We start from the raw sequence: 23,514 nt of genomic DNA on the forward strand, positions 1-23,514 counted from the left end.
CGCTTCGTTCTATCGCGGATCCAGCGCGTCGCTGAGCTCGGCGAGGAATCTGGCGATCACCGCCAACTCTTCCTCGTCGTAGCGCGCCGCCACTCCGCGCATCACCCGGAGACGTTCTCCGAAGTGGCGGAAGAAGGTGCTGCGTGACTCGTCCGTCAGAACGACGATTCGCGCTCGGCCGTCGCTGGGATGTGGTCGTCGTTCGATGTGCCCGGATCTGGTGAGGCGGTCCAGCAGCTTCGTCGTCGACGCGGTGGAGATCCGCAGATGGCTCGCGACCTCGTGGGGACTGACCGCCTCGCCGCGCCCTTCGCGAACGATCAGCATGCGCAGGGCGGCGAGGTCGGTGGAGTTCATCTCCATGTCGCCCTTCATGCCGCTGTGCATGCGATCCATGGCGTCGCTGAGCGCGCGAACGCCCTGCAAGACGTCCGTGACGACCTGATCGTGCGATGATTCAGCCAACCAAGGCTGTGACATGTGGACACTCCCTCCCTCCCCTTGTATCATCAGCGAAAGGTTATCGCTAGCTAAACTAGCGAAATGAGGAGGATTCATGATCGATGTTGACCACGTGGTTCTCCTGGACGACGAGGGCCGAGCAATCGGCACCGCACCCAAGAGCAGTGTGCACGGCACCGACACCGCGCTGCACCTCGCGTTCTCGTGTCATGTGATGAACGACCGCGGACAGATACTGGTCACTCGTCGAGCCCTCGGAAAGACGACGTGGCCGGGGGTCTGGAGCAACTCGTTCTGCGGGCACCCCCGGCCGGCCGAGCCGGTGATCAACGCCGTGCAGCGCCGCGCCGAGTACGAGCTGGGCATCACGCTGGCCGATATCGAGCTGGCGCTGCCGCTGTTCCGCTACCGCGCCGTGGACGCGAGTGGCATCGTCGAGCACGAGGTCTGCCCCGTCTACATCGCCCGCACGGCGACGGAACCCGTTCTGAACCCGTTGGAGGTCAGCGAGGCCAAGTGGGTCGACCCGCACGATCTGGGCACCTCTCTGACGGCCACCCCGTGGGCGTTCAGCCCATGGCTGGTCCTGCAGGCGCAGCAGCTGCACCTCTTCGACTCCGAACCCGCACTCCCCCGGCGACGGGCGTCATGATCTCCCCTGCCACTCGCGCAGCCATCGACGACACGATCGATGGGTCGCTGAGCAGGCTGCGCCGGCGCGCGATCGACCTCGGCGGCGGCTTCCAAGAGCTCGCCGACGCGATCGGCCGCGCCACCGGGGGGGGCAAGCGCACCCGTCCGGCGTTGGTGGCGGCATCCTTCCAGGCATTCGACGGAGATCCGGCAGATTCCTCCGCGCTCTATTCCATCGCGGCGGCGTTCGAACTGCTGCACACGGCATTCGTCGTGCACGACGACGTCATCGACCACGACACGGTGCGCCGCGGCATCCCGAACGTGGCCGGAGAGTTCCGTGCGCGCGCTCGCGCGCGGGGTGCGGATGCCGAGGACGCTGCGCTCGTCGGCGACGCGGCGGCGATCCTGGCGGGCGATCTGCTGCTGCACGAGGCGTCCCGATTGGTCGCTCTGGCGGACGTCCCCGCCGACGTCCGGGCGGGCCTTTACGGGCTGCTCGACGAAGCGATGTACGTCTCCGCCGCCGGCGAGCTCGCCGACGTCGAGCACGCCGTCATGCCGGACTATGCAGAGGCCGAGGCGGTCTTCGACGCGACGTTCAACAAGACGGCGGTGTACTCCTTCAGCGCTCCGCTCTGCGCGGGCGCGCTGCTGGCCGGGGCACCCCCGGAGGCGCTCGCTGCGCTGGAGACCGAGGGCGGTCGGCTCGGGCTGGCCTTCCAGCTCGTCGACGACCTCATCGGCGCGTTCGGATCGGCCGAGCAGGCCGGACGCGACGAGGGAGGCGACCTCCGCGAATCCAAGCGCACGCCGCTGATCGAGCTCGCGCGCCAGACGCCGTCCTGGGCCCGGGTGAACGACGCGCTGGCGTTGGCCTACACGGGGCCGATCGCGGTGCGAGAGGCGCAGCTCGCTCTCGAGGAGAGCGGTGCCCGGCGGAGTGTGCGCACGCTGATCGACGACACGCTCGGCGAGGTCCGCGCAGCCGTGGAGGCTCCGGCGTTCCCGCCCGCGGCCCGTTCGCTGCTGCGTGAACTGGCGGACCGCGTGCAGGAGCGCATTCCGTGAGCCACGAGCCGACCGGGCTGGCCGTGTACGACAAGACGGCCGAGGATGCCGCGGCCGCAGTGATCTCCTCCTACTCCACGTCCTTCGGCTTGGCGACGCGCCTCCTCGGCCCGCGACCGAGGCCGCACGTGCGCAACGTCTACGCTCTGGTGCGCATCGCCGACGAGATCGTGGACGGGCCCGCCACTGCGGCAGGACTGGATTCCGTCGCGGTGGCCGCGGTCCTGGACGAACTCGAAACGGAGGCGATCGCGGCGATCGAACGCGGCTTCAGCTCCAATCTCGTCGTGCATGCCTTCGCCCGCACGGCGCGCGAATGCGGCATCGGCGAGGCGCTGATCGAGCCGTTCTTCCGCTCGATGCGCACCGACCTGCTCACCACTCGTCACGACGGGGCCTCGCACGACGACTACGTGTACGGCTCTGCCGAGGTGGTCGGGCTGATGTGCCTTCAGGTCTTCGTCAACGCCGGAGCGCGGCATCCCACCGTTCCCGATGCGGATCTCGTCGACGGAGCCCGACGCCTCGGTGCCGCCTTCCAGGACGTCAATTTCCTGCGCGACCAGCACCACGACGAAGACGCACTGGGTCGCGACTATCTGGGTCTGGCGTCCGGCGGGGCCACGCGAGCTCACGTTCTGGATCGCATCGACGCCGACCTCGCCGCTGCGGCGGCCGTGATCCCGCGGCTGCCCGCCGACAGCCGTCGCGCAGTGACCGCGGCTCACGATCTGTTCGCGTCGCTGTCCACCCGGCTGCGCCGGGAATCGGCATCCACCGCGCGCGTGCGCGTCCCCGACCCTGTGAAGGCGGCCCTCGCCGCCCGCGCCTGGCTGGGTTTCGCACCGCGGTCCGGTGCCCCACGAGCATGAGCAAGACTAGGAGTGACCAGACGACGGAGGATCGGCACATGGCTGACGACCAGAAGGGCGCCGCCATCGTGATCGGTGCCGGGATCGCGGGGCTGGCAACGGCCGCGCTGCTCGGCGCGGAGGGCTGGGAGGTGACCATTCTCGAGGCACGGGATGAAGTCGGCGGGCGCGCCGGATCCTGGGAGCACGAGGGCTTCCGCTTCGACACCGGGCCGAGCTGGTACCTCATGCCCGAGGTCTTCGACCACTTCTTCCGGCTGCTGGGCACGTCCGCCGCACGCGAGCTGGATCTCGTCCGCCTGGACCCGGCCTATCGCGTGTACAGCGAGCCTTCTGCCGAGCGCACCCTCCCGCCGACGGACGTCCGTTCCGGGCGGGATGCCGCGACCGCACTGTTCGAGGAGATCGAGCCGGGCGCGGGCGCCAAGCTCGATGTGTATCTGGACTCGGCCGCCGACGCCTACGAGCTGTCGGTGTCGCGGTTCCTCTACGACACCTACGAGACGACGGCCGGCCTGCGCGACCCCGTGCTTCTGCGCCGCGCCGGCCAACTCGCCCCCCTGCTCACGCGTTCGCTCGCCAGCCATGTCGAGCGCCGGTTCACCGACCCGCGGTTGCGCCAGATCCTCGGCTACCCGGCGGTGTTCCTCGGCGGCTCGCCGTACGGCGTGCCCAGCCTCTACCACCTCATGAGTCACCTCGACCTCGACGACGGCGTGCTCTACCCGCGCGGCGGATTCACCGAGGTGATCGCGGCGGTGAAACGACTGGCGCTCGCGAACGGCGCGACGATCCAGACCGGTTGCGAGGTCGTCGAGATCACCACGACGGATGCCGCGGCCACCGGAGTCCGTCTCTCCGACGGTCGCCACATCGCGGCGCCGCTGGTGGTGTCCACGGCCGACCTGCATCACACCGAGACGGCGCTCCTGCCCCCGGATCTGCAGACCTACCCCGAGAAATGGTGGGCGAAGCGGACACCCAGCCCCGGCGCGCTCCTGCTGCTCCTCGGCGTGGACGGCGAGCTGCCGCAGCTGGCTCATCACACGCTGCTGTTCGCCGAGGACTGGCGGTCCAACTTCGAGGACATCTTCCAGGAGCCGAGCCGGATCCCGGCACCCGCGTCGCTGTACGTGTGCCGGCCCAGCGCCACGGACCCGAACGTGGCCCCGCCGGGTCACGAGAACCTGTTCGTCCTGGTGCCGATCCCCGCCGATCCGACGATCGGGCGCGGCGGGTTCGACGGCGACGGCGACGCCGCGGTCGAGACGGCCGCGGACCGCGTGATCCAGCAGATCTCCGAGTGGTGCGGCATCCCGGACCTCGCCGATCGCATCGTCGTGCGGCGCACGATCGCCCCGGGCGACTTCGCCGCCGACCTGCACGCCTGGCGCGGCAACGCGCTGGGACTCGCGCACACCCTGGGGCAGAGTGCGATGTTCCGGCCGCGGAATGCGTCCCGCAAGGTCCGCGGGCTCTCTTACGCCGGGGGGTCCGCCCTTCCCGGCATCGGCCTGCCGATGTGCCTCATCTCCGCTGAACTGGTCCTCAAGCGCCTCCGCGGCGACCGCACCCCCGGCCCACTGCCAGAGCCGGCAAGGGTGTGACGTGCCCGGGATCTATCTGACTGCGATCCTCGTCTCAGCCGCCGGCATCGCCGCGCTCGACGCGCGGTGGCGCCTGGCCGCGTGGCGGTCCCCCGGCCGCACTGCGGCGGCCATCGCACTCGGGACGGCGTTCTTCCTGGCGTGGGATGCGGTGGGCATCGCGACCGGCGTGTTCGTGAAGGGCGACAGTCCGCTGCTGCTCGGAGTCGACCTGGCCCCCGAGCTGCCGATCGAGGAGCCGTTCTTCCTGGCGTTCCTGTGCTATCTCGCGCTCGTTGTCTGGGCAGCTGCCCGCCGCCTGCCGCTGCTGCGCGAGGACAGGCGAACCCTCGAGGAGACCGGCGCGTGACGTACCTGCTCATCGTGGCGCCCTTCGTCGTCGCCACTGCGATCGTCACGCTGGCCACGGTGCGACGCCCGCACTTCGCGCGGAGAATGGCGGCGTCCGGCATCTGCGCACTCGCCCTTCTCGCCCTCACCGCGGTGTTCGACAATGTCATGATCGCCGCCGGCCTGTTCACCTACCCTCCCGAGCACCTGAGCGGCGTGCGCATCGGCCTGGCGCCCCTGGAGGACTTCTCCTACCCCCTCTGTGCGGCCTTCCTGGTGCCCGCGGTCTTCACGCTGCTGACCCGGCGCACCCGCGTCGAGGCGACGGCATGAGCGACGCACGGACGCTGCGACCGGGCGCCGTTCTCAGGCAGCTCTTCATCGCGTCACGCCCGGTGAGCTGGATCAACACCGCCTACCCGTTCGCCGCGGCGTACCTGCTCACCACCCGCGAGATCGACGTGACACTCGTCGTCGGCACCCTCTTCTTCCTGATTCCCTACAACCTCGCGATGTACGGGATCAACGACGTCTTCGACTACGAGTCCGACCTGCGCAACCCGCGCAAGGGCGGAACGCACGGCGCCGTGCTGGATCGGCGGATGCACCGCATCACGCTGTGGGTGGCTGCGCTGGCGTGCGTGCCGTTCGTGGTCTTCCTCGTTCTGGCCGGGAACCCCTGGTCGTGGCTGGTGCTGGCCGTGAGCCTGTTCTTCGTGGTCTTCTACAGCGCCCCACCGCTGCGGCTGAAGGAAGTGCCGTTCGCCGACTCCGCGACCTCCAGCATCCACTTCTTCTCACCCGCGGTGTACGGGCTGGTGCTCGCCGGTGCGACCTGGACGTGGCAGCTCGCAGCAGTGATCTTCGCGTTCGCCCTGTGGGGCATCGCCTCGCATGCGTTCGGCGCCGTCCAGGACGTGGTGGCAGATCGCGAGGCGGGGATCTCGTCCATCGCGACGGCTCGGGGCGCCCGTTGGACCGTGTGGTTCTCGCTCGTCTGCTACCTCGGCGCCGGCCTGGTGATGCTGGTCACGCCGTGGCCTGGTCCCCTCGCCGCCCTCATCGCTGTTCTGTACCTCGCCACGGTGTGGCCCTTCCGCAACGTCACCGACCAGACCGCGGAGCGTGCGACGGTCGGGTGGCGCCGTTTCCTCTGGGTCAACCAGATCACGGGGTTCGTTGTGACGCTTCTGCTGATCTGGCGGTGGGTGCTGACGGGCTGACCGTCGATCGGCCCGCCGACCCCTCGACAGAACCAAGACGAAACGCACCCGTTCCGGGGTGCGTTTCGTCTTGGCCTGCGCGTCCCGCTCCGGCGAGCGGAACGGTGCGGGTGGCTACTGGTCGCCGAGCTCGATGAGCTGCTCGATGGCTGCGGTGAGCCGCTCGTCCGCCTCGCCGTACGCCGCCCAGTCGCCTGCCTGAAGCGCCGTCTGGCGATCCAGGAGAGCCTTCTGGGCATCCAGCAGGGCCGCCTGGTAGGCGTCCGCCGGCGGGGCGGCGGGGTCGGTCGGCTCCGGCGTCGGCTCGCCCGGTGTGGGCGTGGGCGTCGGACCCGGAGTCGGCGCCACATCGGCGTCGCCGGTGTCGACACCCGAATCGCCGCCGAACAGGGCGTCGAGGGCCTCGTTCAGCGTGTCCTCGAACGCCACCTCGTTGCCGAAGGCGACCAGCACCTTCTGCAGCTGCGGGAGCTGCGTGCCGCTGGAGGCCTGGACGAACACGGGCTGCACGTAGAGCAGGCCGCCTCCGACCGGGAGCGTGAGCAGGTTGCCGTTGATGACCTCGGACTGCCCCTGCTTCAGAAGGTTGATCTGGGAGGAGATCAGCGGATCGGAGTTGAACGTGTTCTGCACCTGGCCGGGACCCGGCACTGTCGTATCGGCATCCACCACCAGCATCCGGAGCTTGCCGTAGTCCGCGTTCTTCACGCCCGGTTCACTGCCCGCGTTGGAATCGACGGCGAGATACCCCATCAGCACGTTGCGCGACGCGGTCCCCTCCGAGGCCGGGATGAAGCTGGTGAACATCGAGTACGTCGGGGCCTCTTGACCCGGCATCTGCATCGTCAGGTAGTACGGCGGCTGCAGAACGGTGTCCAGCTGCGGATCGTTCGGCGTCTGCCAGGCGTTGTCGCGCTGGTAGAAGGACTGCGCGTCGTCGACGTGGTACACGCCCAGCGCGTACCGCTGCACCTTGAACAGGTCGGTCGGATACCGCACGTGAGCCATGAGATCGCCCGACATCTCGCTGATCGGCTTGACCGTCGACGGGTAGACGTTCTGCCACGCCTGCAGCATCGGGTCTTCGTCATCCCACGCGTAGAGGGTGACCGAGCCGTCGTACGCGTCGACGGTGGCCTTGACCGAGTTGCGGATGTAGTTGATGTCATCCAGCGCGAACCGCTGTGCGGTCGTGTTGGAGTCCGAGATCGCCTGCTGGAGGCTGACGGTGGTCGAGTAGGGATAGTTCGCGCTGAGGGTGTAGCCGTCGACGATCCAGACGATCCGCCCGTCGACCACACTCGGGTACGGGTCGCTGTCGAGCGTGAGGTACGGCGCGGCCTTCTGCACGCGCACGCTCGGATCGCGGTCGTAGAGGATCTGCGACTTCTCGTTGACGTAGTCCGAGAACAGGATCTGCTCGGACTGGAACTTGAGCGCGAAGATCAGCCGGTTGAAGACGCTGCCGATGCTCGGCCCGCCGTCGCCCGTGAAGGTCGTCTTCGTCTCGGATGCGCCATCGGCACCGGCCGGATAGTCGAGTTCGATCGGATCGGTCGCCTCAGGCGCACCCACGATCGAGTACGGCGGCGAGTATTCACCGAAGTACACGCGTGGCTCGAAGTCCTCCTGATCGGAGAGGAAACCTGCGGCCGGGATGCCGCGCTCCAGGAAGACCGGATCGCCGTCGGTGGTGCGATCGTTGCCCTTGGCCGCGACGACGCCGTAGCCGTGCGTGTAGACCAGTGACGTGTTCTGCCATGAGGCGGCCGCGCCGAGCTGGTCCATGTTCAGCTCGCGAACCGACACGACCGTGTCCTGCGAGACGCCGTCGATCTCATAGCGATCGACATCGAGCGGGTCGGCAAACTGGTAGTAGCCGCGGAACTGCTCGAGCTGGCGCACCGTCGGGCTGATGACGGTCGGGTCCATGATGCGGATCTGCGCGGTCGTGGCTGCGTCCTCACGCAGCTGGTTGGGCCCCACGTCGGTGACGGCCTCGAAGTTGGTCTTCTCCAGGCCGTCGATGCCGTACGCGGCCTGCGTCATGTCGATTCCGCGCTGATAGAACTCGCGTTCGAGCGCGAGCTGGTTCGGGCGCACCTGGAAGGTGTTCACGACCCACGGGTAGCCCACCCCGACGACGATCGCCGACACCACCAGCAGCGCGGTCGCGATGAGGGGGTAGCGCCAGCGGCCGATGATCGCGGTGACGAAGAAGAGGATGGCGACGATCACCGCGACCACGGCGAGGATCGTCTGTCCGGGGATGACGGCGTTCACGCCGGTGTAGCCGGGGCCGGTGATGCGGTCGCCGGGCTCGACCAGCGTCTTGTAACGGTCGAGCCAGAGGCTGGCCGCCTGCACGAGGAGGTACAACCCGGCGATCACGGCCAACTGGATGCGGGCCGCCTTGGAGATCCGCAGCTCACGCTGTCCGATCCGGACGGACCCGTACAGGTACGACACGAGGGCGGTCACGAGCAGGCTCACCAGGAGCACCGCCGAGACGAAACCCAGCAGGGAGTTGTAGAACGGCATGGCGAACAGGTAGAAGCCGGTGTCCAGCTGGAACTGCGGGTCGGTCATGTCGGTGGCGACGCCGTTGAACCACAGCCACGTCGTCTCCCACTGCGCGGACGCGGCGAAGCCGGAGAAGAACCCGAAGAAGATCGGAATGCCCCACATCGCGAGGCGGCGCAGCGGCTCCACGACCTCCTGGTAACGATCCAGCTGCGAGCTCAGCCGGGCGTACACCGGGCGGAGACGGTAGGCGAGCTGAATGGCCAGCCATACCGGGACGGCCATGCCGACGAATCCGACGACGAACATCACCACGCGTGCGATCCACTGCGTCAGCAGGACGGAATCGAACCCGAGCTGCGCGTACCACTGCCAGTCCGCGTACAGATTGGCGAACACGAAGAACGCCACCACGAGGGCGGCGATGACGGCAAGGGAGATCGCGATGATCCGGCGGGAGCGAGAGGGCGTGGCCGGGGCCGGCGCTGAGGTCGTGGTCACCGTCCCATCCTAGGTGCGCTGGTCTGGGCGGCCGCCGAGTCCGCGCTGGGCGAACTCCTGGAATATCCGGACGGCGGAATGGAACCGCTCAGCTCGCGCAGGTCGGCAGTCCGGCGAGATCGGCATCGTCGCGCACCGCGTCCAGGACGGCGAGCGCGTCGTCGAGTTCGGCGACCGAGAACACCCGCAGCCCGTCGGGGATGTGCCCGACCACCTCGTCGCAATTGGCCTGTGGTGCCAGGAACCAGTCCGCGCCCGCGCCGAGCGCCGCCCACATCTTCTGCCGGATGCCCCCGATCGGCCCGACGACGCCGTCCGCGGTGATCGTGCCGGTGCCCGCGACGGTGTCTCCGCCGTTGAGCTCCCCGGGTGTGAGGGTGTCGATGATCCCGAGTGCGAACATCATGCCGGCGCTCGGTCCCCCGACGTTGTTCAGCTGAATGGTCACATCGATGGGGAAGTCGTACGCGGTCGTCAGCGTGACCCCGATCAGCCAGGTCGACTCACCGTCGGTCTCGGACTCCAGCGGCGTGACCGACACCGTCTGCTCGGCGCCGTCCCGTTCGATTCCGAGATCGATCGGGGCTCCCTCGAGTTTGTTGACGAGTTCGCGCAGCTCGGCGACGTCATCCACCGGCATCCCGTCGGCCGAGAGGATCACATCCCCCTCCTCCAGCACGTCCGCGGATGCCGAATCCGGGGTGAACGAGTACACGGTCAGCTGCGGATCGACGTCGAAGCCCAGCTCGGTGAGCGCGGCGGCGGTCGCGTCCTGCTGCGAGTCGACCATCATGGCCGCGCTCTGCTCCTCGCGCTCCTGCGTGGTCTGATTCTCGGGGAACACGGCGTCGATCGGGAGAACGGCACGGCTCGGGTCGAACCAGGCGGTCGCCAGTTCGAACCAGGAGGGGGTCCGTTCGCGATTGCCGACCACCTGGACGGTCAACAGGTCCAGAGCACCGTCGGTGGGGAAGGTCTCGGCGCCCTCGACCGAGATCAGCGGCACCTGCGTGCCGTCCGCGGCCGACGCCGTGCCGAGGGTGTTGTACACCGGGCCGGGGCGCTGGATGACGTATGAGGTGGGCAGGAACGTGATGACCAGGAGCACCGCGAGTGCGACGGCGAGCGCCCAGACACCCGCGAGCATGCCCCGCGACATGCGGCGCACAGGGGCGGGCGTGATGGTGACGTTCTCGTCGAACAGCGCCACGGGTGGTGGACCTTTCTCTGCCTGGTCGTTCGCGACCGGCGTAAGGGTGGAGGGGTCCGTGCCGGGTGGTGCGATGATCCGTGCGACTAGCGTAGAGCGCGAGTTCATGACCCGGCTGAAAGGCGGCTGAAGTGGCAGACTCCAACCCCGAAGACGAACAGAGCCCGGAGGAGCAGTTCCAGGAACTGATCCGGCAGCTGTTCGGCGGCGCCGGTGGGCAGGTCGATCCGGAGCAGCTCGAGCGGCTGTCGGGCATGGGCATCGATCCGGCGATGATGCAGACCGTGATGCGGCACCTTCAGGGTGCGTTCGCCGGCGGCGCCGACGAGGGCATCTCCTGGGATCTCGCCAAGCGGCAGGCTCTGCACATCGCGAATCAGGACGGACTGGTCGTCACCGACGGCGAGCGCACCGACCTCGATCAGGCGTTCGCCCTGGCATCGCTGTGGTTGAGCGAGGCGACGACGATCTCGGAGCTGGCCACCCCGCCCCGCACGCTCACTCGCGGCGGGTGGGTCGAGGCGACGCTGCCCGTCTGGCAGGAGCTGGCTGATCCGGTCGCGACCAGCATCGCGGACGCCCTCACCGAGGCGCTGCGCGACCAGGCCCCCGAGGAGATGCAGAGCCTCGTCCAGGGCGCGGGGCGGCTCATGCGCACTGTCGGCGGCTCGCTGTTCGCCTCGCAGCTGGGCCAGGTCGTGGGAAACCTCTCCAAGGAGGTCGTCAGCGGCGGGGACGTGGGCATCCCGCTCATGCCCGACGGGGATGCGGTGATCCTGCCGCAGAACTTCGCCGACTTCGGCCGCGACCTCGAGATTCCGCACGACCAGCTCGCCCTCTACGTCGCCACGCGCGAACTGGCGCACGCGCGCCTGTTCCGCCACGCGCGCTGGCTGCGCCTGCATGTCATCTCGCAGATCACCGACTTCGCCCGCGGCATCCACGTCGATACCGACGCCCTGGAAGAACTCGCCTCGCGGTTCAACCCGGCCGAGCCTGACGAGCTGCGGCGCGCACTCGAAAGCGGCGCGCTGCTGCCCAGCCGCTCCGAGGCCCAGAACGCGGCGCTGACGCGCCTGGAGAATCTGCTCGCCACGATCGAAGGCTGGGTCGACGTCGTCACCGACGCAGCGACCGCGCGCCTGCCCTCGGCCGATCGGATCGCCGAGGCCGTACGGCGCCGCCGTGCGGTCGGCGGACCGGCGGAGCAGGCGCTCAGTTCGCTGGTGGGCCTGGAGCTCAGGCCGCGGCGGATGCGCGAGGCCGCCGCGATGTGGCGGGCTGTGACGGATGCCGTCGGCGTGGCGGGCCGTGACGCCCTCTGGGACTACCCCGATCTGATGCCCACGGCCGAGGACATCGACAATCCGGCCGGGCTGGTGGCACGGCTGGAGGCACGGGCGCGGGGCGAGGAGCCCGCGCCGGACGAGATGGACGACGCGCTGGCGCGACTGCTGGCCGGCGAGGACATCGGCGAGGCACCTCCGGAGGGCACGGCCGACGACGGTCCGCGTCCGCAGCGACCGGATCCCGAGCACGACGAGCCGAACGAGGACGGGCCGGGCGACCCGCGTCCGGTCTAGCTCAGAACCGGCGGCGACCGTTGCCGGCTCCTCCCCAGGCGTGAGGAGCGGGTCGGCTTCGCAGACCGGCCTGTGGAGAACCCGCGTGCCCGGCAGGAACACCCCAGAATCGGGGCATGTTGCGACTGGACCCGGGCTTTCCTCCGCTGTGGCGCTCGCCGACCACCCTGCAGTTCGGGCTGGATGCGGTGGCCATGGTCGAGGACCCGGAACCGTGGCAGCAGCGGCTGATTCGCGAGCTGGAGCACGGCATTCCCGAGGCCGCGCTCGAGCCCATCGCCATCGCGTTCGGCGCGCCCGAGGGCGCCGCTGACGCGTTCGTGCGGGGCATCGAACGCGCGCTGCTCGGGCCCGCGCCGCCGCGTCGCCGCATCGCTGTGCAATCGCCGCACGACGGGGCCGGCGAAACGGCCGAGGCCGTCGCGCGTGCCTTCGAATCCACCGGGATCGACGTCGACCGGGTCACCTGGTTCGGCGCGCCGAACGAAGCCGTCCCGGCCGCTTCGGCGGTCGTCGTGCTCGCCCATCACCTCGTGGAGCCCCGGCGCGCGTCGGTGCTGATGGGGGCGGATGTCCCCCACGTGCCGCTGGTCTTCACCGGTGCCGGCGCTGAGGTGGGGCCGTTCATCGTCCCCGGGCGCACTCCGTGCCTGGCGTGCATCGCCGCGCATCGCCGCGATGCGGATCCGGCGTGGCCGCACCTCGCCGCGCAACTGCTCGGACGACGGCCGCCGGAGGTGCACGATGCGCTGGCCGTCGAGGCGGCCCTGGTCGCGGCTCGGCTGATCAGCGAGGCCGAGCGGAGCCCGCAGCGGATCCGCTGCCACTCCCTGACCGTGCGCGAGAACTCGCTGCACCGGTCGATGCGCGTGCACCGCCCGCACGCAGCGTGCCGCTGCCGATCTCTCGGAGGAACCGCGACGGCTGTCGTTCCCGCGTTCCCCGCGACCAGGACAGCGACAGCGTTCGCCCGGCCCGCGTGATGCCGACGTACGCCAGCCGACGCTCCTCGTCCACCTGCTCGAAGGTCGTGGCGTAGCTGATCGGGAGCAGCCCCTCGGCGAAGCCGAGCAGGTGAACGTGATCCCATTCGAGGCCCTTCGCCGCGTGCAGCGTCGCCAGCGTGACCGTTCTCATCCCCGGCTCGTGCTGTGCCTTCGCCCGGGCCTGCAGCTCGTCCGTGAATCCACGCAGCGTCGTTCCGGGCGGCGACTCCTCGGCCAGCCGCAGCAGCGCCGCGCGCGCCTCCCACGCATCGCGGAGGGCGCCGCCGGCCTGTGGCGGCTCGTTCGTCAGGCCCAGGGAGCGCAGCACGTCGCGCACCGCATCGGCGAATCCGGTCTCCAGCGGCGCGACCGACGCACCACGCAGGGCCATCACGGCCTGGCGCACTTCGGGCATGTCGAAGAATCGGCGACCGCCGAGAACGGTCGTGGCGATCTCGTGCCGCGCCAGAGCGCGCACCAGCTCGGCCGATTGGGAGTGCGCGCGGTAGAGGATCGCGATCCGGCGCGGATCGACTCCTGCGGCGATCCGCGCGGCGACCTGCGCCGCCACGCCGCGCGCCTCGTCGACGTCGTCGTCGTATCCGGTGACCTCGGGCGTCTCCCGTGGTTCGGGTGCCGGCGTCGGTGTTCCGGACCCGGCGGCGGTGAGCTCGAGCGCACCCGGCCGGCCGCGCATGAGCTCGTTCGCGACAGCGAGGATGGCGGCGTCCGATCGATAGTTCGTCTCCAGACGCACGACGCGCGCGTCATCGTGCGCATCGGCGAAATCGAGGAGATACCGTGCGTCCGCGCCGGCGAAGGAGTAGATCGTCTGGCTGGCGTCCCCGACCACACAGATGTCGCGGCGGTCACCGCGCCACAGCTCCAGGAGGCGGTATTGGAGGGGCGAGACGTCCTGGAACTCGTCGACGGTGAAGTGGCGATACTGCTCGTGCACGGATGCCGCGACATGGGGCTCGGCCTCCAGCATGCCCGCGCACGCGAGCAGAACGTCCTCGAAGTCGAGCTGACGGCGCTGGTCCTTCAGCTTCTCGTAGGCGCGCTGAAGTTCGACGACCTTGCCGACCTCCAGTCGCCCCACCCCGTTGGGACGTGCGGCGGCGTACTGATCGATGCTGCGCATGGTCACCTTGCGCCACTCGATCTCGCTGGCCACGTCACGCAGTGTCGCGACATCGGGTGAGATCCCGATGCCATCGGCGGCGTGGGCCAGCAGCCGCACCTTGTTGTCCACGATTCCGGGGGCTGTGTCGCGCGCGACCGTGGGCCAGAAGAAGTTGAGCTGCGCCAGAGCGGCGGCGTGGAAGGTCCGCGCGGACACTCCCTCCACGCCCAGCGCCCGGAGCCTCCCCCGCATCTCACCTGCCGCCTTCGCCGTGAATGTCACCGCCATCACACGGCTCGGAGAGTACGCACCGGTGTCGACGCCGTGCGCGATGCGATGCGTGATCACCCGCGTCTTGCCCGTGCCGGCGCCGGCGAGCACGACGACCGGCCCGCGGAGTGTCGTGACCGCCTCGAGCTGGTGGTCGTCGAGACCGGAGAGCGCGGGGTCGATCATCCCGCGCTCGCGTACCAGTCGCTGATCAGCTGGTGGGCGATCGAGGCGGACCCGGGCAGGAGCAGATCGCCCTCGCCCGCGAGGCCCGCGCCGATCTCGGACCGCTCGAACCAGCGGACCGCGAGGATCTCCTCGCCGTCCGCCTGCGCGGCGGTGTCGTCGGCGGCGACCGCGAGGAACCCGAGCATGAGCGATCGCGGGTACGGCCACGCCTGGGAGCTGCGGTATTGCACGTCGACCAGATCCACGCCCGCCTCCTCGCGCACCTCCCGCACGACAGCCGACTCGAGCGACTCGCCGGCCTCGACGAAACCGGCGAAGCACGAGAAGCGATTGTCGGCCCACATGGCGTTCGAGCCGAGGAGCAGCCGGTCCGGGTGCGTCGCGCTGGTGACCGCGACGATCACTGCCGGGTCGGTCCGGGGAAAGTGCTCGCGCCCGCAGGAGGGGCAGTGTCGCGACCAGCCGGCGCTGCGGGTTTCGGTTCGCGCGCCGCAGGCCGGGCAGAACGGAGCCTCCAGGAGCCAGCGGCCCAGGCTCAATGCCTCGACGAAGGCACCGGCATCCTCCGCCGCCAGCGAACCGCCGACCACGCGCAGGGGGGCCCAGCCGGCCGGCGCGGGAAACAGCTCGTCCTTGCCGCGTGCGAAGACGGCCGCCAGGGCTGCCGCTCCATCCGCAGTCCGGCCGAGGAAGGCCCACTGCGCACCGGCGGGGACCACGGACGGGGCGACCCAGTGCAGCGAGTCCGGCTCCGCGAGCGGCGCGGCGTCCCCGTTCAGCACGAGCACACGGGACGAGGCCTCCGCTCGCGCCGCGTCCAGCAGATCCGCGGTCATGCGCTCTTCAGCGGCCCGATCGAATCCGGGGCGCGCCAGCGGTGCCGGACGTGTGCTGTCGGGCGCAGTCATCGAGACCTCTCTGCCGCTGGTCGACAAGCCGGGCGTGGCGCGGGGGCGCAAGAGCGCACCCGGACCTACCCTGGGCACATGGCACGCTCACCCCTCACTCTAGCCGCGTCGGTCACCTCGGCTCTGCCCCGGGTCGGCGTCGTAGGGGTCGGCATCCTCACCGAAGGCGCCGCCGGACGCTACGACTCCGCGCTCGCTGAACTCGACGACGGGCGACGCGTCGTGGTGCGCGCCCCTGTCGATGCCGAAGCTGCGCCCGAGCTCGCCGCCGAAGCGCGCGCGCTGCGCGCGCTGACCCCCGGAGTACGCGGGCTTCTCCCGTTCCGCGCACCGGAACTGCTGGGCGAGACGGGCCTGGGTGATGCGCGCGCCGTCGTCGTTGACTTCCTCCCCGGATACCGTGTCGATGCGGCCCACCTGCCCTCCGGGCGCGGCGCCGCGAGCTCGATCGGCGAGGCCCTGGCCGCCCTCCACGCCCTGCCCGCGTCGATCGTCCGCACCGAAGGCCTCCCCTTCCGCACCCCTGCGCAGGTCCGCGAGGACGTCTCTCGTCTGCTGGATCGCGTCGAACTCACGCGATCGGCGCCACCCCGTCTGCTGGAGCGCTGGCGCCGCGCGGTGCAGACCGACGAGCTCTGGCGTTTCGAGTCCGCGGTCGTGCTCGGCGGTGCCGGCGCCGCATCGTTCCTCTTCGAGGACGTGGATGCCGTGCCCGTCGTGACCGGTGTCCTCGACTGGCACGGCCTTTCGGTCGGTGACCCCGCGACGGATCTGCAGTGGCTCGCCTCTGCCCCCGCCGCCGCAGAAGACGTCCACGTCGCCTATGTCGCGCACAGCGGTCGCGCGCCGGACGCCCTCGTGCGCGAGCGTGCACGGCTGTACGCCGAGCTCGAGTTCGCCAAATGGCTGGTCCACGGCTCCGAGGCCCGGCGTGAGGACATCATCGAGGATGCGGTCACGCTGCTGGAGTCGCTCGCGGCCGGCGTGCGCGACGAGGACATCGTGCCCGCCTCGGCGCTCGGTGTGGACGATGCGATCGCGCTGCTGGACCGCGTTCCCGACTCGCAATCCGCTCCGGTGGACACGTCGATGCACACGGACGCATACGACCCCGCGGAGCTGGCCCTGTGGCTCTCCGACGAGGACGACGTCGCCGGCGAGGACTCGGGCGATGACGGAGTGCCGGACCCGACGACGGCCGCGGCACCGCACGACGATGTCTCGACGGCACCCGTGGAGATCTCCGCGTGGGCGCAGCGACCGCGCACGGCGGCACAGGCGAACGGCACGACGGGCGCCGAGACGGCCGACGCGCAAGCGGATGCGGAGCGCTCCTCCGACGCCGCCCTGCGGCGCTGGCTGTCCGACTGAGCCCGCGGGCTTCTCAGCCGCGCAGAACCAGGTCAGCCGCGACGTAGTAGAGCGCCACGTCGATCTCCTCCAACGGCACACCGTGCATCGCGTGGTACGCACGCCGGTACAGCTCGAGCTGCAGCATCCGCTCTTCCCGCTCCGCGTCGTTCCGCGGAGGTGCGCCGGTCTTCCAGTCGACGATCTCGATGCGGCCGTCGCGATCGTCCCGCCGATAGACGGCGTCGAGCTTGCAGATGATCACGTGCGGTCGCCCGTCCAGGCTCAGGCCGGGCTCGCCCGTGACGGTGAAGTCGATCTCCGTCTCGACCTCGATCGGGCTGAGCGCCCCCCATTCCGATGCGGCGAAGTTCGCCTGCAGCGTCGCGAGCACGGCGGCATCTTCCGCGGAGGCCGTCGTGTCCGGCGCGTCGTCGTCGAGCTCCCACAGGGCGTCATCGAGGGTTCTGGCCGTGCCGACTCGACCCGAGCGCTGCTCGACCCAGACGTGGAAGAGCGTCCCCAGCCGGGTCTGCCGGAACGGTCGCTCCGGCAGGGGCCGCGCGATGCGGGCGACGGTGCCGGCATAGTCCGACACGAACTCCTTGAAACGCGACGCCGCGATGCGGGTCGGGGCGGCCTCGCCGGACGGACGCTGACGCGCATCGCGCTCCGCCAGCAGCAGCGCGACGTCTCGGTCGGGCACGACACGCGGCGCTGCCAGCGCCGCCTCGACCGCCGCGGAGGCGCGCTGGACGACGTCGCGACGAGCGCCGAGCGGGTCGATCGGCCATTGCAGCACGCGACGCTCCCCCAGGTACGGGTTCTCGCCGGGGACGTCCTCGGGCAGTTCCCTGTGCAGTGCCTGCGCGATCTCGTTGAGGAACACGCTCCGCTCGCGGGGGCGCTTGGTGCCTGACCAGCTCGCACCGGTCAGCAGCAGGTGATCGCGCGCGCGGGTCACTGCCACATACGCCAGCCGCCGATCCTCCTCGAGCTGTCGGGCGCGGTTCGCCGCCACGAACGACTCGAAGGCGGCTTTCAGATCCTGCTGCGTCGGCGCAGCATCCCGCTCCCACTGCAGCGCCGGCAGCCACCGCGCATCGCCGCGGAAGGAGTAGGGCAGGACCCCGAATCCGAGCCACCCCTTCGTGTCGCGCGGTGCGCTCGGCAGCTCGTCCTTGACCAGGCGCACGACCGCCACGGCGTCCCACTCCAGGCCCTTCGAACCGTGGATCGTGAGCAGCTGCACGACATCGTCCTCGGGCGGCTCGGTCCGCGGGGCGAACTCGTCGAGCTGCTCGGCGTGATCCAGCCACGCCAGCAGACTCGAGATCGACCCCGACTCGTCGGCGGCCAGGAACGCGTGCAGCTCGTCGACGAACGCGCGCAGCTGCGCCGAGGCGATCCGTGCCGGTCCGCGCGACTCGTTCGCCGAGAGTTCCGCGTCCAGACGCAGCTCCAGCTCGATGAGCCGCACGAGGTCCGGCATCGGCATCCCTACGGCCCTGCGCAGCCCGGCGAAGACGGCACCCGCCTCACGCAGGCGCTCCCTCGCCTCGGGGGTGAACGGGCTCAGCCAGCCGTGGTCGGGTTTGTGGCGCAGCACGAAATCAAGTGCGTCCACCAGCGAGCCGTCGTCGTCGCCGGCGCTGCCGCGGATGCGCTCGACGACCTCGGGTGACAGCGGCTGCAGGGCCGCGTCGTGGCGCGCGATGCGCCGGGCGAGGGCGGCCAGCTCACGAAGATCGGGAAGCCCGATCGCCCATCGGGGTCCTGCCAGCAGGCGGATCAGAGCGGAGCCGGCGGCAGGATCGCTCAGCACGCGCAGTGCGCACACCACGTCGACGACCTCCGGCGTGGACAGGAGTCCGCCCAGCCCCAGGATGCGATGCGGGATGCCGCGGCGACCGAGCGCGTCGCCGAAGCGCACCATGTGCTTCTTGCTGCGGAACAGGACCGCGCCCGTCGTCGACTTCGCGCCCGCGGCACGCTGGGCCCGTATGCGGGCGAACCACTCGGCGACCCGGTCCGCCTCGGCGTCCAGGTCCGCCTCGAAGACCAGATCCACCGCTCCGGCCGGAGCCCCGGGGCGCGCCCGCAGCTCCTCGACGACGACCGCGGCGCGAGTGGCCAACGGCGCGAGCACCGCGTTGGCGGCGGTCAGTACGGCGGCGCTGTTTCGCCAGCTGGTCAGAAGCGAGAACTGCGCGCACACGCGGCCCGGCGAGAACGACCCCGCGAAGCCGCCCAGGTTGCCGGCGCTCGCTCCGCGCCATCCGTAGATCGCCTGGTTCGGGTCCCCGACCGCCATGACGGCCGTGTCGGCGAACAGGGCGGCCAGCAGGTCGGTCTGCACGACCGAGGTGTCCTGATACTCGTCGAGCAGCACCACGCGGAACCGCTCGCGCAGTTCTCCGGCGACGACCGGGTGCGTGCGCACCACCTCCAGTGCCCCGGCGACCTGGTCGGAGAAGTCGAGCACGCCGATCCGCCGCTTCTCGGCCGCGTACTCGCGCGCCAGGTCCGCGAGCAGGCCGAGAGCCCCGACCTTCTCGGCAGCGTCGGCGACATCGCTGTAGACGACCGTGCCCTTGCGGGTCGAGGGCCGATCGAGGACATCGTCGAACCGCTTCGGGAAGTCGGCCAGCTCATCGAAGGAGACGAGGTTGTCGACGCCATCGCGCGCGATCCGCAGCGCCGCGTCGACGATGCTGCGCACCGCCTCACCGCGGCTTTCCAGTCGCGGGTCATCGGAGCCGAACACGACACGGCGCATGAGCAGCCACGCCGCGGACTCGGAGAGGATGACGGCCTCCGGATCGCGGCCGATCCGGACGGCGTGCTCGCGGACGATCTGATCGGCGAAGCTGTTGTAGGTCGCGACCGTAGGGCGGTGCAGGAGCGCGTCCTCGTCCGGGGCCTCGGCGATCGCGCCGACGTCGGCCGCCAGCGCGTCCATCGCCGTCGCCCTCGCCGCGGCCGCCTTCGCACCGTCCCCGCCCGCGCGCTCGAGCTCGCCGAACACGTCCAGGCGACCGTCGGCGTGCAAGGCGGGCAATGCGGCGAGCAGTCCCCTGCGCTCGAATTCGGCCAGCCGCTGGAGCCGACGTTGGATCCGCTCGGCGAGCTCGCCCGCGGCCTTGCGCGTGAAGGTCAGCCCCAGAACCTCGTCGCGACGCACGATCCGGTTCGCCACGAGCCAGACGACCCGCGCGGCCATGGTCTCGGTCTTGCCGCTTCCGGCGCCGGCCACCACGAGCGCCGGGTCCAGCGGCGCCTCGATGACCTGGGTCTGCTCGCCGGTGGGCGGGAACTGGCCGAGCGCCGCGGCGATGACTTCGGCCGACAGTGTCGCCACGGAGAGGGATGCCGTCACGACGCGCTCACCGCGCCGATCGTGTGGATCCGGCACAGTCCGTACGAGAACTCGTCGCGACAGTGGTCCTCATACGGCGCAGTGAAGGTCGTGCCTCGCATGACGGTCACCGCCGATCGCACCCGTTCCAGGAACAGTTCGCGGCGTTCGTCATCGAACGGAGGCTGCCACGGGGTCGCGTAGTCCACGCGCGTGGCGGTCGGCCGCAGCACCAGCAGCTTCGCACCGCCGGCGGGCAGCCCGACGGCGGCAGGGATCGCACCGGACTCGAAGGCGAGCTGGTAGGCGCCCAGCTGCGGATTGTCGACCACCTTCAGGTCGGTCTGCGGTTCTCGCTTGCCGGTCTTCAGATCCATGATCACGACCGTGCCTTCCGGAGTGAGCTCGACCCGGTCGATGTAGCCCGAGAGGATCGCACCGTGCTCGAACGCCTCGGCGTCATCCAGCGGGATCGCGACCTCGAAGTGCGGCTCGGCGCCGATGAGCGCGCCGCCGGAGTCCTCGAATCGCCGCAGATACAGGTGCAGCCGGCGCACCAGGTCGCGCGCCCGGGCGCGCTCCGCGCGGTCGCGCCACTCCGCCTCGAAGGTCAGCTCGCCCCACCGCGACTCGACCTCGGCCCACAGGCTCGCCTCGTCGGAGCCGGCAGAGTGCTCCAGCGCCGCGTGGATGATCGTGCCGAGTCCGGCCGTCGCGCCGCCCGGGTCGCCGCCCAGGTCTCCGATCACCCAGTTGAGCTCGCATTCCTCGAGCGTGTGCAGTCTCGACGGTGACACCCGCACGTCCTCGTGCGCGAGATCGCGCAGTGGTCCGGTCGAGGTGGGCGCCGCAACACCGAACCACTCCCGCGGCGCAGAGCCCGGGACGAGGGCGTCGGCGAGCAGTGCGAGCTGCTGCGCGGCGCGGGCGGCGCGCTCACCCGCCCTTCCGCGCGAGGAGGGCTCGGTGAGCGCCCGACGGTGCTGCGCGACCAGACCCCGGAGCGAGAGCGGGTGCTCGACCGCGTGCCGCTCCGGGTCGGGCAGGAACTCGAAGAACACGCTCGGACCGGTGTCGTCGTCATCGACCGCGGTCACGATCACCCGATCCGTGGCCCGAGAGAGCGCGCGAGCCAGCAGCCGCAGCTCGTCGTGCATCGCGGCGCGGCGTCGATCGAGCGTCGAGGCGGCCCCCGCGTCTGCCCTGGTCGCGGCATCCGCCAACCGCCAGGTGTCCAGGAGCGACCCGCGCAGCCGCGTGTTCGGCCAGACGCCGTCCTGCACCCCCGCGATCACGACAGTGTCGAACTCGGTACCCAGCGCGCCGGCGGGCGTGAGGATGCGCACCGCCTCGCCGCCGGCGGGAGCGTCGAGACGGTCCTCGGCGACGTCGCTGTCCAGGATCCCGCGGACGAACACGCGCGGGTCGGCGTCCAGCGATCGTTCGACGAACCGTTTCGCGGCCTGGAACAGGGCCACCACGGCGTCGAGGTCACGGTTGGCCTGATCGGCCAGCGGCCCATGTCCGCGCGCCGATTCGGACCACGGCCGCTGGAGTCCGCTGCGGTCCCATGCGGTCCACAGGAGCTCGTGGGCGGTCGCACCCCGGGCCAGTTCGTCCCGCAGCACGGCGATCGTCCGCGCCAGGACGGCCGCCCGCCGCGCCTCGCGCGTGTCGATCAGGTCGAATTCCAGCGGCTGCCGCATCGCCGACACGATCAGGTCGCGGCCCGACCGTTCGCCGCCGGCCGCGAGCTCGCCGTGCCGCAGCGCCGACCGGAGTCGTCGCAGTTCGATCGGATCGAGGCGGCCGCCCGTGCTGAGCAGCGCCTCGGCCGCATCCTCGAACGTCCATGCGTCGCGGGAGGCGAGTTCGATCAGCCTCAGCAGATCGCGGACCGGTGCGAGGGTGCCGAGAGGACGCCCCGGACCGCTGGACCGGGTCGGCACCTCGCGCGCGGCGAGCTCGCGCTCGAGCGCGGCCACCTGTCGGGTGTCGTGCGCGATCACCGCGCAGGAGGACCAGGGGATGCCGTCGTGGACGTGCCGCTCGCGCAGAAGCCGTGCGATCGCGTCGAACTCCTCGGCGGGTGAGCGCAGCGTGAGGGCGCGCACCGACGCGTCCGGGACCACCGCAACCCCGTCGACGGAGGGGCGCGCGCGGTGCGCGACCAGACCGACGGCGCCGATGCGCTGGGTCACCTCGCGGACCACCTCGTTCTGCCAGGCGGTCCCCCGGTGCGCCGCCGCGAGCACGGACACGCTGCCGAGCACGTGTGCCAGCCGGGCGAAGTTCTCGGGAGTCGCGCCCCGGAACGCGCCCGAACCGACATCCGGATCCCCGAACGCGAGCACGGCGATGCCCCGCTGGACACATGCCTCGAGCAGTTCCACGCCGCCGAGGGTCAGCTCCTGTGCATCGTCGACGAGGATCACCGTTCCGCGCTGGATGATCTCGGCGCCCGCCGCACCCGTGCGCAGCACTCCGACCGCTTCGCGCACGAGGCCGGCGGCATCCCGATGCGCGCCCCGCATGTCGGCACGCACCTGCAGGTACTCCGAGAGGAAGGATGCCATCGCCTGCCACACCGGGATCGCATGGGTCTGTCCCAGCGCGCGGAGCCGGTCCGGCTCGATACCGAGGGTGGTGCATTCGGCAAGAAAGGTACGCACCTCGGTGCGGAACCCCTTGGTCGAACGGACGGCCGGTCCGAGCCAGTCCGGCCAGCGGCTGATGCCGTCGGTCTCGTCTTCGGCGTCCCCCTCCAGCAGGTCCTGGATCAGCTGGTCCTCGTCGCCGCCGGTAAGCAGCTGCGGCGGCTCCTCGCCCGCGGCGACCGCGGTCCCCCGCACGAGCTGATACGCGAACGAGGCGACCGAGCGCGCGATCGGACCCGACGTGGCCCGGCCCACCGCAAGGGCGAGACGGTCACGCAGGGCCGTCGCGGTCTGCCGCGACGGGGTCAGCACCACCAGCCCGTCGGGGTCGACTCCCGCCTCGACCAGCGCCGCGACGCGCTTCACCAGCGTGGCGGTCTTGCCGCTGCCGGGGGCGCCGACGACGACGCCGGATGCCTCCACCGGCAGTGCGACCACCGCGAGCTGGTGCGTGTCGAACTCGGATGCCGCGCCCGAGCCGTCCGCGGAGTCCATGGCTTCGACGGTACCGCCAGGTGCGGACATCCGGCGTCTGCCGAGCCCTCGATCCCGCGTTCGCCGAGAGCGTGCAACGGACGGGCGGGGCCCTCCCGGCGGTGTCGTAGAGTTGCCATGCGCGCCGGGCGTACCGGCGCAACAGGCCCCGGGACTCGGT

At 70.6% G+C, this 23,514-nt stretch carries 16 protein-coding genes; 9 read left to right on the forward strand and 7 right to left on the reverse strand.

Features of this window, described 5'->3' with window-relative positions; genetic code table 11:
• Positions 1-9 precede the first annotated feature (9 nt).
• The gene (locus ABD655_RS11340) at positions 10-465 is read right to left on the reverse strand and encodes a MarR family winged helix-turn-helix transcriptional regulator (protein WP_344714022.1); all 456 of its coding nucleotides are present in this window, start codon (positions 463-465) and stop codon (positions 10-12) included.
• Between the two features lie 91 nt (positions 466-556).
• Here ABD655_RS11340 and idi point away from each other — a divergent pair, with 91 nt between their 5' ends.
• The 7 genes from idi to ABD655_RS11375 are packed head-to-tail and all read left to right on the forward strand — an operon-like array spanning position 557 to position 6,198.
• The gene (gene idi / locus ABD655_RS11345; RefSeq protein WP_344714024.1) at positions 557-1,114 is read left to right on the forward strand and encodes an isopentenyl-diphosphate Delta-isomerase; all 558 of its coding nucleotides are present in this window, start codon (positions 557-559) and stop codon (positions 1,112-1,114) included.
• Entirely contained in the window at positions 1,111-2,166 is a 1,056-nt protein-coding gene (locus tag ABD655_RS11350; protein ID WP_344714025.1) for a polyprenyl synthetase family protein, read from the forward strand. Before idi ends, ABD655_RS11350 begins: the two co-directional genes overlap by 4 nt.
• Entirely contained in the window at positions 2,163-3,038 is an 876-nt protein-coding gene (locus ABD655_RS11355; RefSeq protein WP_344714027.1) for a phytoene/squalene synthase family protein, read from the forward strand. The genes ABD655_RS11350 and ABD655_RS11355 overlap by 4 nt, the downstream gene beginning before the upstream one ends.
• Positions 3,039-3,076: 38 nt before the next feature.
• Positions 3,077-4,645 (forward strand): phytoene desaturase family protein, encoded by a 1,569-nt coding sequence (gene crtI, locus ABD655_RS11360; protein WP_344714029.1) that lies wholly within the window; start codon positions 3,077-3,079, stop codon positions 4,643-4,645.
• 1 nt (position 4,646) lies between these two features.
• Positions 4,647-4,994, forward strand: coding sequence for a lycopene cyclase domain-containing protein (locus tag ABD655_RS11365; RefSeq protein ID WP_344714031.1), 348 nt, complete (start codon positions 4,647-4,649; stop codon positions 4,992-4,994).
• Entirely contained in the window at positions 4,991-5,308 is a 318-nt protein-coding gene (locus ABD655_RS11370) for a lycopene cyclase domain-containing protein (protein ID WP_344714033.1), read from the forward strand. The genes ABD655_RS11365 and ABD655_RS11370 overlap by 4 nt, the downstream gene beginning before the upstream one ends.
• Positions 5,305-6,198: a prenyltransferase gene (locus ABD655_RS11375; protein ID WP_344714034.1), complete on the forward strand. Its 894-nt coding sequence runs from the start codon at positions 5,305-5,307 to the stop codon at positions 6,196-6,198. The genes ABD655_RS11370 and ABD655_RS11375 overlap by 4 nt, the downstream gene beginning before the upstream one ends.
• A 114-nt stretch (positions 6,199-6,312) precedes the next feature.
• On the opposite strand, the gene ABD655_RS11380 is transcribed toward ABD655_RS11375, so the two are convergent.
• Complete coding sequence (locus tag ABD655_RS11380; protein ID WP_344714035.1) at positions 6,313-9,222, reverse strand: UPF0182 family membrane protein; 2,910 nt, start codon at positions 9,220-9,222, stop codon at positions 6,313-6,315.
• 88 nt (positions 9,223-9,310) lie between these two features.
• Positions 9,311-10,432, reverse strand: a complete 1,122-nt coding sequence (locus tag ABD655_RS11385; RefSeq protein ID WP_344714036.1) for a YlbL family protein — start codon at positions 10,430-10,432, stop codon at positions 9,311-9,313.
• 131 nt (positions 10,433-10,563) lie between these two features.
• Here ABD655_RS11385 and ABD655_RS11390 point away from each other — a divergent pair, with 131 nt between their 5' ends.
• Positions 10,564-12,015 (forward strand): zinc-dependent metalloprotease, encoded by a 1,452-nt coding sequence (locus ABD655_RS11390; RefSeq protein ID WP_344714037.1) that lies wholly within the window; start codon positions 10,564-10,566, stop codon positions 12,013-12,015.
• A 786-nt stretch (positions 12,016-12,801) separates the two neighbouring features.
• Here the strand turns inward: ABD655_RS11390 and ABD655_RS11395 are convergent.
• Entirely contained in the window at positions 12,802-14,583 is a 1,782-nt protein-coding gene (locus tag ABD655_RS11395) for an ATP-dependent helicase (RefSeq protein ID WP_344714039.1), read from the reverse strand.
• Positions 14,580-15,494: an NAD(+) diphosphatase gene (nudC, locus tag ABD655_RS11400; RefSeq protein ID WP_344714040.1), complete on the reverse strand. Its 915-nt coding sequence runs from the start codon at positions 15,492-15,494 to the stop codon at positions 14,580-14,582. The genes ABD655_RS11395 and nudC overlap by 4 nt, the downstream gene beginning before the upstream one ends.
• A 78-nt stretch (positions 15,495-15,572) precedes the next feature.
• On the opposite strand from nudC, the gene ABD655_RS11405 reads away from it, so the two are divergent.
• Complete coding sequence (locus ABD655_RS11405; protein ID WP_344714042.1) at positions 15,573-16,865, forward strand: phosphotransferase; 1,293 nt, start codon at positions 15,573-15,575, stop codon at positions 16,863-16,865.
• A gap of 13 nt (positions 16,866-16,878) precedes the next feature.
• On the opposite strand, the gene ABD655_RS11410 is transcribed toward ABD655_RS11405, so the two are convergent.
• Positions 16,879-20,205 carry an ATP-dependent helicase gene (locus ABD655_RS11410; RefSeq protein ID WP_425561677.1) on the reverse strand — a complete coding sequence of 1,109 codons (3,327 nt, stop codon included), beginning with the start codon at positions 20,203-20,205 and terminating at the stop codon, positions 16,879-16,881.
• Positions 20,206-20,219: 14 nt separating this feature from the next.
• Positions 20,220-23,354, reverse strand: a complete 3,135-nt coding sequence (locus tag ABD655_RS11415) for an ATP-dependent helicase (RefSeq protein ID WP_344714046.1) — start codon at positions 23,352-23,354, stop codon at positions 20,220-20,222.
• Positions 23,355-23,514 lie beyond the last annotated feature (160 nt).

It is taken from the genome of Microbacterium terregens, assembly GCF_039534975.1.
In the GTDB taxonomy this organism is placed as follows: domain Bacteria; phylum Actinomycetota; class Actinomycetes; order Actinomycetales; family Microbacteriaceae; genus Microbacterium; species Microbacterium terregens.